This window comes from Amycolatopsis sp. NPDC003731, assembly GCF_053586895.1.
In genome coordinates, this window is record NZ_JBSFNC010000232.1 from 1 (window position 1) to 10,100 (window position 10,100).

8 protein-coding genes are annotated in these 10,100 nt (G+C 72.3%); 2 read left to right on the forward strand and 6 right to left on the reverse strand.

The genetic code is table 11. The annotated features are described in order from the left end of the window. Window positions 1-394: 394 nt before the first annotated feature. Window positions 395-3,676, reverse strand: a complete 3,282-nt coding sequence (locus tag ACWDN5_RS44605; protein ID WP_449680524.1) for a glycosyltransferase — start codon at window positions 3,674-3,676, stop codon at window positions 395-397. A 130-nt stretch (window positions 3,677-3,806) separates the two neighbouring features. Further along, window positions 3,807-4,094 (reverse strand): WhiB family transcriptional regulator, encoded by a 288-nt coding sequence (locus ACWDN5_RS44610; protein ID WP_167385067.1) that lies wholly within the window; start codon window positions 4,092-4,094, stop codon window positions 3,807-3,809. Between the two features lie 264 nt (window positions 4,095-4,358). Between ACWDN5_RS44610 and ACWDN5_RS44615 the strand changes: the two genes are divergently transcribed. Continuing rightward, the gene (locus ACWDN5_RS44615; protein ID WP_310974169.1) at window positions 4,359-5,120 is read left to right on the forward strand and encodes a site-2 protease family protein; all 762 of its coding nucleotides are present in this window, start codon (window positions 4,359-4,361) and stop codon (window positions 5,118-5,120) included. Between the two features lie 29 nt (window positions 5,121-5,149). Here the strand turns inward: ACWDN5_RS44615 and ACWDN5_RS44620 are convergent, their stop codons facing one another. The 4 genes from ACWDN5_RS44620 to mshB form a co-directional block, all read right to left on the reverse strand. After that, on the reverse strand, window positions 5,150-5,920 hold the full coding sequence (locus ACWDN5_RS44620) for a hypothetical protein (protein WP_449680525.1): 771 nt from the start codon (window positions 5,918-5,920) through the stop codon (window positions 5,150-5,152). Between the two features lie 77 nt (window positions 5,921-5,997). Continuing rightward, window positions 5,998-6,780: a hypothetical protein gene (locus ACWDN5_RS44625; RefSeq protein WP_310973499.1), complete on the reverse strand. Its 783-nt coding sequence runs from the start codon at window positions 6,778-6,780 to the stop codon at window positions 5,998-6,000. Next, a complete protein-coding gene (locus ACWDN5_RS44630) occupies window positions 6,773-7,162 on the reverse strand; it encodes a hypothetical protein (protein WP_449680526.1) in 390 nt (129 codons plus the stop codon). Before ACWDN5_RS44630 ends, ACWDN5_RS44625 begins: the two co-directional genes overlap by 8 nt. Further along, window positions 7,159-8,001 (reverse strand): N-acetyl-1-D-myo-inositol-2-amino-2-deoxy-alpha-D-glucopyranoside deacetylase, encoded by an 843-nt coding sequence (gene mshB, locus ACWDN5_RS44635; RefSeq protein WP_449680527.1) that lies wholly within the window; start codon window positions 7,999-8,001, stop codon window positions 7,159-7,161. Before mshB ends, ACWDN5_RS44630 begins: the two co-directional genes overlap by 4 nt. Before the next feature lie 112 nt (window positions 8,002-8,113). Here mshB and ACWDN5_RS44640 point away from each other — a divergent pair, with 112 nt between their 5' ends. After that, on the forward strand, window positions 8,114-9,895 hold the full coding sequence (locus tag ACWDN5_RS44640) for an ABC transporter ATP-binding protein (protein ID WP_449680528.1): 1,782 nt from the start codon (window positions 8,114-8,116) through the stop codon (window positions 9,893-9,895). Window positions 9,896-10,100 lie beyond the last annotated feature (205 nt).

Consider the following 10,100-nt stretch of genomic DNA (forward strand, 5'->3'; position numbering starts at 1 on the left):
ACCCGCCGCAGCTCGGTGACGACCTCGGGCGCGAGCATGTCCGGCAGCCGCAGGTCGAGCAGGATCAGGTCCGGGGCCAGCGAAGCCACCCGCTCTCCCACCGGAGGGGCGGGGGAGGTCGGACCCGCCCCTCCGCGGCAAAGATTTCTGCCGCGGCAGAAAGACAAAAGCGTCCTCGCCGGACAGGCAGGCTCCGGGATGACCACCGGCTACCGCTGTCAGCCAGCGTTGGGGAGGTGGGCCGCAGGGTGGCCATCCCGTCGCCTGAACTGAGGCCTATCACTTTGAGCCGGGCCCGCAAGCTTGCGTCGTCGGCCCGCTCTGCGCGGTGGGTTGCGGGCCCGGCTCAAAGCGATTTTCACGGCCTCAGGCGACGGGATGACCACCCAGCTCCTCAGTTGTGAGCTGGGCGCCGGGCCGGGACCGCCGTCAAGAGCGTGAACAACACCGCCGCCAGTTGGGCCAGCAAGAGCAGATTGCGCTCCGTTCCCGGGTACTCCACCGTCACTTCTGCTGGCTCCTGGGGTACCGATACCGCCACCTGGTGGCCCCAGGCCGGGACTATCGGCACCGGTTTTCCGGCCACCGTTGCCTTCCAGCCCGGCTCCTGCTCTGCCGCCAGCACCAGGAGCCTTCCCGTTGGTCCCTCCGACACCCGGACGCGCACGTCCGGGAGGTCCGCCCGGACCGGGGCCACGCCCTGGGCATTGCCCGGTGCGCCACCTCCGGTGACCGCCGCCTTGGCCAGTTCCGGGGAGATCAAGATCACCTGGCCCGCCGGAGGCACCAGACGGAGCACGCCGCGGCCGTCCGAGGTCGGGGCCGCCACCGAGAGCAGGTCCTTTGCCAACGGTACGTACGCCTGCGGGCCGACTCCGGGCGGGAGCACCACGAACTGGACGCCCGCCGCCGCGGCCGCCGCCAGGGCTCCCTGGACCGCCGGTGCGTCTCCCTGGCCCAATGCCCTGCGCCACGCCGCCAAGCGGGCCGGGGTTCCCGGGGTCGGGGCGAGCTCGTCGTCGCCGTAGTGCGGGAGGCGGCCGGCGATCTGGCGCGTTGCGTCCTGGGCCACGTCGAGCACCGATCGGCCGGAGGCCGCCAGTTCCGCCGAGACCTCCGGGGCCAGCGACGGCCGGTCGCCCGCCCGCAGCGGCCCCTGGGAGCCGACCACCACCGCGCCCGCCGCCAGGGCCAGGAACACCGCCGTGCCGGCCACGGCCATGACCTTTGGCAGCCATGGTGCCGGGACCGCGGCCGTGCCGCCGCGCTGCCAGGATCCGAGCACCACCCAGAGCAGCCCGGCGCCGATGATCAGCAGCGGCACACCGACGTACCCGTGCGATGGCGCGCCGCCCTGCATCGGGGGTGCCGTCACCAAGCGGACCAGGACCAGGCCGCCCGCGCCCAGTGCCGCGAGTGCGAGTCCGCCGGCCGCGAGCTTCGTCGGGCGGACGACCACCGCCACCAGGGCCGCCGCGATCACCGCGACGCCGATCGGCCAGGCTCCCGGCCCGCCCGGGTCGAGCCCGGCGAGGTCCGTGCCGGAGACCGGCGAGGCCGCTCCGCCGAGGCCCTGGACGAGCAGTTCCGGGTGCTTCAGCAGCACCGTCGGCCACGGCAGCAGCAGGGCCAGCGGCAGCAGCACCACGATCCCGACCGACGCGATCCGGCGCGCCAGCCCGGTCGGTGCGGGCAGCACCACGAAGCCGATCAGCAGCCCGGCCAGCGCGAGGCCGTGCGCCAGCGGCGAAAACGCGCCGAGCAGCGCCACCCCGAACGCCGACAGCGCGGAGATGTGCAGCCAGCGCGTGTCCGCGTGCACGAGCAGCCCGGCGATGCCCGCGGCCACCAGCGGCAGCACCAGGTGCACCACGACGACGTCGAGCCGGCCCTGCGCCACGCCGGCGGTCGCGGCCGGCAGCAGCGCGTACGTCGCCGCGACGACCGCGCGGACCCAGCGGCGTACGCGGAGCCGCCTCGTCGCCGCGTACGCGCTCAACGCGGATAGGGGGATGTCGCCGATGAGGAGGATCGCCACCAGCGCGGCGGGGCCGCCGATCGGCGCGAACACCGCGCCCAGCGTGCCGAGCACCGGCACGGCGGCCGACGTCGGCGCGCCGGTGCCGCCCGCGATCGCGTGCCACGGTGTCAGGTACGACGTCCAGAGCTCCCCCAGCCCGCCGACCGGGAGCAGCTTGCCGCCGAAGAGGTCGAGGCCGAGCCGGGCGCGGTTGACGACCAGGCCGAGCGCGGTCAGCACGACGAGCAGCACCACGGGCGGCGCGAAGATCGTCGCCGCGAGCACGCGGCGGCGGTTCACCTCGACGAAGACGAGTTCGGGTTCCGGCTCTTCGGCTTCGGGAGCATCTTCGGGGATGGCTTCGGCCGCCGGCGCCGGGGTTTCCGGCAGCGCCACGGCGACGAGTGTGCCCGGGCGGCGCAGCCCCGACCCGCGCGAGCTGACGCCGCGCAGCGCGCCGGCGGGCAGCGCGTCCGGGCCGACCGGACGGTTCTCGCGGGCGTCGAGCGCTTCCGGCGTCACCCAAGCCGACTCGGGTTCGACCGTCTCGGGAACCCGGCCGAGTGCGACGTCGTTCTCGACGCCGCGGCGCACCAGGCCGACGACGCCGGCGCGGACGGCGTTGCGCAGCCGCGTCCAGCGTCCGGTGAAGAGCCCGCGAACCGTGCCCGGCCGCGGATTCCGCCGCCGGCGGGCGCGGGCGGCGCGCAATCCGCCGCGTCCACTGAGGAGGTACGCGATGGCGGCGAACTCGGCCCGCGCTTCCCCGGTGCGGCGCAGCAGGACGAAGGCCAGCGCGCGCAGCACCGCCAGCAGCGGGAGCCGGATCATGCCGAGCCAGAAGGAAAACGGCGAGCAGTTCACGAGGAACACGCGCAGCCCGTGGGCGCGGTTCGCGGCGGGCAGGGCGCCGGGGAGCGCGTCCGCCGGACGCCGTCCGGTGGTCACCGCGCGGGCGTGGCGGACCCGGGCGAGCGGCACGGACAGGACCATCCCGCCGGCCGCGTTCGCGCGCCAGCCGAAGTCGAGATCCTCGCGCAGCAACGGGAAATCGAGGTCGAAGCCGCCGAGGGCGTCCCAGGCGTCGCGGCGCACGAGCGAGCCCGCACTCGGCACGGCGAGCACTTCCAGGGGATCCTCGCCGGTGGTGGCGACCTGCTGGCGGTGCCCGGAGGCGTCGGTGGACAGCCCGGCTTCGACGATCAGCCGCGGATCGGTCCAGTCGAGACCGAGCGAACCGAGCACGGTGGCCGACGGTTCCTTCGTCGCCACGGTCAGGAGTTGTTCAAGGCAGTCGGGTTCGGGCGCGCAGTCGTCGTGCAGCAGCCACAGCCAGGAACCGGGGTCCCCCCAGCGCTCGGTGGCGTGCGCGACGGCTTCGGCGACCGCGGCCGCGAAGCCGGTCTCACTCGACAGTGTGATGACCCCGGAGAGCACGGGGGAAGAATCGAGCCCGGGGTCCTCGGCCGCTTCGGCGAGCAGCCGCGGGGTCGCGTCGGTGGACCCGGTGTCCACGGCGAGCACGTGCCGGGGCCGGACGCTGCTGCGGCGCAACGCGGAAAGCGCCAGCGGCAGCCAGTTTTCGCCGTCGTGACAGACCACAATGGCCAGAACGGGGGCGGTGCGCGGGACGGTCGGCGCGGCGGTGCGGGGCAACGAACGCTCCAGATCAGGCGGGGAGTCGGTGCGGCCACCCTACGGCCCCGGTCCGTCACCCGATGGTGAACCCACGTCTGTCCACCACGGCGAATCACCGGTGACGCCGAGCATCACCGGTGATTCCCGCTCAGACTGCGCGTTTCTTCAGCTTGCGGCGCTCCCGCTCGGACAGACCGCCCCAGATGCCGAAGCGCTCGTCGTGGGCCAGTGCGTACTCAAGGCACTCGTCCTTGACCTCGCAGCCCAGGCAGATCCGCTTGGCTTCCCTGGTGGAGCCGCCCTTCTCGGGGAAGAACGCCTCCGGGTCCGTCTGCGCGCACAGGGCGCGTTCCTGCCAATCCTGCTCTTCTTCGGTGGCATCGATGAGCTCGGTGAGATCTCCCAGAGCCTGCTCCGGGATCTCGCCCCAACCCATGACGTGCCCCCATTCCTTCCCATCGGCTTCCAACCGCACGTCCGCCTCCTCGCTCCCTAGCACTCCCCAGGCTGGCGGTGGTGAAACGACACTCGCCGTCCCCTCTCGGCGGCGAATGACATCACTGTGATTACACCCGTGTAGTGCGGTCAGGTCAAGCGGAGTAGCGAGTTCGGGGGACGTTCCGGCCCGATCGCGCAAGGGGACACGCCGGTAACTTCACACCGGGCATACGGAAGACTGGAGCATGTGCAGAAGTCAGCAGTGCGCCCCAGCCCGGTCTTCCTCGGCATCCTCGCGCTCACCGTCGCCGGTGGCGCCATGGCCGCGTTCGGTGACATCAACACCGTTTTCGTCCGCGACCGCGACCCGCTGCTCATCGCGGGCGTGGTGATCTTCGTCGCCGCCGGCTGGGTGGCGTCGCTGTCGCTGCACGAGTTCGGGCACGCGATGGTCGCCTACCGCGGCGGGGACTACAGCGTCGCCCACAAGGGTTACCTGACGCTGGACGTCCGGAAGTACACCGACCCCGTCCTGTCGATCATCCTGCCGCTGATCTTCCTCATCATCGGCGGCATACCGCTGCCGGGCGGCGCGGTCTGGATCAACCGCGGGGCGCTGCGCTCGCGCGGGACGTCGTCGTGGGTGTCGCTGGCCGGGCCGCTGAGCAACCTCGCGGTCGGGGCGGCCCTGGCGCTGGTGGTCGCGCTGGTGCCGATGGCGGGCGGGCTCGTGATCGCGATGTCCTACCTGGCGCTGCTGCAGGTGGTGACGTTCCTGCTCAACATCCTCCCGATCCCGGGCCTCGACGGCTGGGGCGCGATCGAGCCGTACCTGCCGCCGCGGGCGCGTGAACTCGGCGCGCAGGTCCGGCCGTGGGCGCCGATCATCCTGTTCGCGGTCCTGTGGTTCTTCCGCCCGGCGAACAACGCGCTGTGGGACGGCTCGTACGCCATCTTCAACGCCTTCGGCGGGTACGTCGACGGCGCCAAGATCGGCTTCAGCGTGTTCCAGTTCTGGAACTGAGGTTTGCCGCGGGCTCCGCGCGGGAATGATCAGCGCGGAGCCGGCGCGTGCTCGGTCAGCCAGCCGTGCGCGCGCTGCCAGGCTTCCCGCAGTCCCGACCGTTCGCTCAGGTAGCTGCCCGCGACGCCGACGACCGGCACCTTGCCGATCGCGCGGTGCAGCAACCGCCCGCGCGGCCGCTTCCCGAGCTCTTCGGTGAGTTCGCGCAGGCTCCGGCCGAGCCGCCACAGCGTGCCCGCGGCGGCACCGACGGTGGCCTTGCCGTGCTTCCGTTCCGACGCGGCGAGGTCTTCGGTCAGCCGGGCGGTGGCCCCGGCCTCGGCGGCTTCGTCGTGGCCGGCGGCGAGCCCGGGCGGGATGTCCCGGCCGAACAGCACCCAGGCGATCATCCGCACGCGGGTGCCGACGTCCGCGACGCCGTATTCCCCGGCGATGGCGCACAGCAGCAGTCCTTGCGACGCCGCGCCGACGGTGTCCTGCACCGGCACCCGGTCGGCGAGCGCGCCGCCGAGGCCGGGCACCGCGGTCAGCACCGCCGCGAACCGGCCGACGCGGTTCATCCACCAGCTCGACCGCTCGTGGCCGGTCATCCGCGTCCAAGCGTCCGTGCCGGGCACCTTCACCGACGTCACCCCGTTGACGAGCTTCGCCTTGAGGCCGGACTCGACGCCGGCGAGGTCCTCCGCGCCCCGCGCCTGCAGCCCGAACGGATCGGCGTCCCGCAGCGAGTCGAGCACCGGCCCGCAGGCCCGCACGAACGGCCGCAGCACGGCCACGATCTGTCCGTCGGAAATGGTCACGGTTGTCGTCCTTCCGGCCGCCGGACCCGGCGCCGGTGCGCCGGGCGTGGCCAGAGTCGGCGCCGCGACCGGCGTTGTTACGGGGTCCGGTGCTCGGTCAGCCAGACGTGCGCCCGCTTCCAGACCACGCGCAGGCCCGACCGCTCGCCGAGGTAGTCCCCCGCGGCCCCGACGACCGGCAGCATGCCCAGCGCCCGGTGGAAGAGATTGCCGCGCGGCCGCTTCTCCAGCTCCTCGGTGATCCCCAGCAGCCCCCGGCCCAGCCGCCACAACGTCCGGCCCGCCGCCTTCACCGTGGCCTTGCCGTGCTTCTTCTCCGACGCCCTCAGTTCCTCGGTCAGCTTCGCCGCTTCGTCCGCCTCCGCGGCTTCGTCGTGCTCCGCGTGCTTGCCCGCCGCCAGGTCCGGGTCGATGTCGCGCTCGAAGAGGACCCACGCGATGAGCCGCACCCTCGTGCCGACGTCGGTCACCCCGTACTCGCCCGCGATAGCGCACAGCAGCAGGCCCTGGGACGCCGCGCCGAGTGTGTCCTGGACCGGCAGGCGGTCGGCCAGCGCGCCGCCCAGCCCCGGGATCGACGTCAGCAGCGCCGTGAAGCGGCCGACGCGGTTCATCCACCAGCTCGACCGGTCGTAGCCGGTCATCCGGGCCCACGCCGCCGTGCCCGGGACCTTCACCGACGTCACGCCGTGGATCAGCTTCGCCTTCAGCCCCGAATCGACCTCGGCCAGGTCCTCCGACGCGCGCGCCTGCAGGCCGAACGGGTCGGACTCGCGCAGCGCGTCCAGCATCGGCCCGCACGCCCGCACGAACGGCCGCAGCACCGCCACGACGTGCTTGTCGGAGATCGCCTCAGCCACGTCCCGGTCCCCTTCCCGCCCGGCGCGGTGCGCCGCCCAGCACCATCGCGCCCGGCAGCGCGCTCGCGCCGAGCAGCAGCAACGCCCGCCAGTCCTGGATCAGCACCAGGTCACCGCCCGGGCCCAGCATCCCGACCCCGAACACGACGAGCACCCACACGGCCAGGGGTACCCACGAAAGCCCGGGTCGCACCAGCTTCGCCGTGGTCCACACCAGCCACGGTGTGGTGACGGCGCCGACGAGCACCGTCACCGGCAGCGGCACCACGCCGATCCGCAGCGGCAGGAAGAACAGCTCCAGCAGCGCGAGCAGCACCGTGTCGACGACGAGCAGCGCGAGCAGCAGCCCCCGCTCGAGCGTCAGCTGCTCTTCCACGGTCACAGCCCGCCGAACAGGTCGTCCGCCGCGCCCTCGGCCGAGCCGTGGGCCAGGACGAAGAAGTCGCGCCCGAGGATCGGCTGGGCGAGCTCGTTCGTGAGCGCGAAGTACGGGAGGCCGTCGTCGACCACGGTGAGCTGGGTCGCGTGCGCGCGCAGGGCCGCCAGCTTCGCCGGGAGGTACGCGGCGACGTCGAGCACGGTGGTGATCTCTGCGTCGGGCGTCACGGGCAGCTCGTCGTCGTCCGGGACGGTGAACACCGTGTCGTGCTCACGCAGCGCGGCCAGCCCGGCGCGCACCGCGTCCCGCGACGCGACCGTGTGGAAGACCCGCTCCACCGACTCCGCCCGCGGCGCCGCGGCCATGGTGATCTCGTGGGCCCGGATGTGGTCGGGGTGGCCGTAGCCGCCGAAGGCGTCGTAGGTGACTACGACCTGGGGCCGCACCTCGTCGATGAGCTCCGCCAGCTGCGCGGCCTGCTCGTCGATGCTGCCGCCGGTGAACGCCCGCGGGTGCGACGCCGACGGCGTGCCCGCCATGCCCGAATCGCGCCACCTGCCGAGCCCGCCCAGGTAGCGGTGCCGCGACACGCCCAGCGCGGCGCAAGCGGCCTTCAGCTCGGCGACGCGGTAGCCGCCCAGCTGGTCGGCGGCCCAGGCGCCCAGCCCGGCCAGCTCGGGCAGGCCGGCCATGATCTCGCCTTCCTCACCCAGCGTGCAGGTCACCACGGTCACCTCGGCGCCTTCGGCGGCGTATCGTGCGATCGAGGCGCCGGTGGTGATGCTTTCGTCGTCGGGATGGGCGTGGACGAACAGCAGCCGTCGGGATACCGGGGAGATCACGGGTTGAGCGTAATTCCCGTGCTCCGACCTTCGTCGGGGACACCCTCGGTTATCCTCGCGCGAGTCGCGACCGCCGCGTCGTGACCGTCTGTACCCCCACGAAGGGCATCTGGTGAGCACTGAAGCAACTTCGGCGGACGTCGCCGGCGTGTCAGGATCGGTCCTGTCCATTTCCGACCTCAGCGTGTCGTTCCAGACCGAGGACGGCGTCGTGAACGCCGTCAAGGGCATCGGGTTCGACGTGCAGCCCGGCGAGATCGTCGCCGTGGTCGGGGAGTCCGGGTCCGGCAAGTCCGTCACGTCGATGTCGGTGCTGGGCCTGCTGCCCAAGACCAGCCGGATCGCCGGTGAGCTGCGCCTCGGCGAGCGCAACCTGGCGGATCTCAAAGAGAAGGACATGCAGAAGATCCGCGGCAACCAGGTCGCGATGATCTTCCAGGAGCCGATGACGGCGCTGAACCCGGTCTACACGGTCGGCTGGCAGCTGCGCGAGGCCCTGCGGTCCCACCTCGACATCGCCAAGGACGCCGCGGACAAGCGCGCGGTCGAGCTGCTCGACATGGTCGGCATCCCGAACCCCGAGCTGCGGTTCAAGCAGTACCCGCACCAGCTCTCGGGCGGCCTGCGCCAGCGCGTCGTCATCGCCATGGCGATCGCGTGCGACCCGAAGGTGATCATCGCCGACGAGCCGACCACGGCGCTGGACGTCACGGTCCAGGCCGAGATCCTGGGCCTGCTGCGCAAGCTGCGGGACACCCTGGACACGGCGATCGTCCTGATCACCCACGACATGGGCGTCGTCGCCGACATGGCCGACCGCGTGATCGTGATGTACCAGGGCGAGATCGTCGAAGAGGCGCCGGTGCGCGAGCTGTTCGCGTCGCCGAAGGAGGACTACACCCGGCGGCTGCTGGCCGCGGTGCCGGTGCTCGGGCAGCGGCCCGAGGGCCGCCGCCTGCTCGACGACGCCGGTATCGCCAGCGACAGCACCGAGGCGGCCAAGATCGCCGAGGAGATCCGGCTGGCGGACGAAGAGCTCGAGGCCGTGATCGAGGAGGCCGCGCCGGCCCTGGAGATCAAGAACCTGGTGCTGGAGTACCCGGGCCGTCGCGGCCAGGGCAAGAACCGCGCGGTCGACGACGTCTCGCTGACCATCGCCAAGGGCGAGATCGTCGGCCTGGTGGGCGAGTCCGGTTCGGGCAAGTCGACGGTCGGCCGCTGCGCGATCCGCCTGCTCGACCCGACCGAGGGCACGGTGTCCATCGCGGGCAAGGACATCACGAAGATGTCGGCGAAGGAGCTTCGCCCGCTTCGCCGGTACTTCTCGATCGTGTTCCAGGACCCGGCGTCGACGCTGGACCCGAAGATGACGATCGGCGAGTCGATCGCCGAGCCGATGGTGCTGCACAAGGTGCTGTCCGGCAAGGAGCTGTCGGCCCGGGTCCGGTCGCTGCTCGACAAGGTCGAGCTGGGCGGGCACTACATGAACCGCTACCCGCACGAGCTGTCCGGCGGCCAGCGCCAGCGCGTGGCGATCGCCCGCGCCCTGTCCCTCGACCCGGCGCTGCTGATCGCGGACGAGCCGACGTCGGCGCTGGACGTGTCGGTGCAGGCCCGCGTGCTGGACCTGTTCCTGGACCTGCAGCAGTCCCTGCAGTTCGCGTGCCTGTTCATCAGCCACGACCTCGCGGTGGTCGACCTCCTGGCCGACCGCGTCGCGGTGATGCAGCACGGCAAGCTCGTCGAGGTCGGCACCCGTGACCAGGTGCTCCACTCGCCGCAGCAGGAGTACACGAAGCGCCTGCTGTCGGCGGCGCCGGTCGCGGACCCGGTGCTGCAGGCCGAGCGCCGCGCGGCCTGGGAGGCCGGCCGGCTGGCCCCGGTGGCCGACTGAAGTTCTGACGCCGAAGGGCCCGCACCCCGGACGGGTGCGGGCCCTTCGCCGTGTCCGGAGGAACATCACGCGTGATTGAGGGGTCATCTCCCGTGATTGAAGGGTCATCATGCGTGATTGAAGGGTCGACACGGACTCAGGGCCGTGTCGACCCTCCAATCACGTGTGTCGACTCTCCAATCACGTGTGTCGACCCCTCGATCAC

Coding starts and splice junctions, on each gene's coding strand:
- ACWDN5_RS44610 (WP_167385067.1), bottom strand. CDS start 4,094: ATGGGTTGGGGCGAGATCCCGGAGCAGGCTCTGGGAGATCTCACCGAG.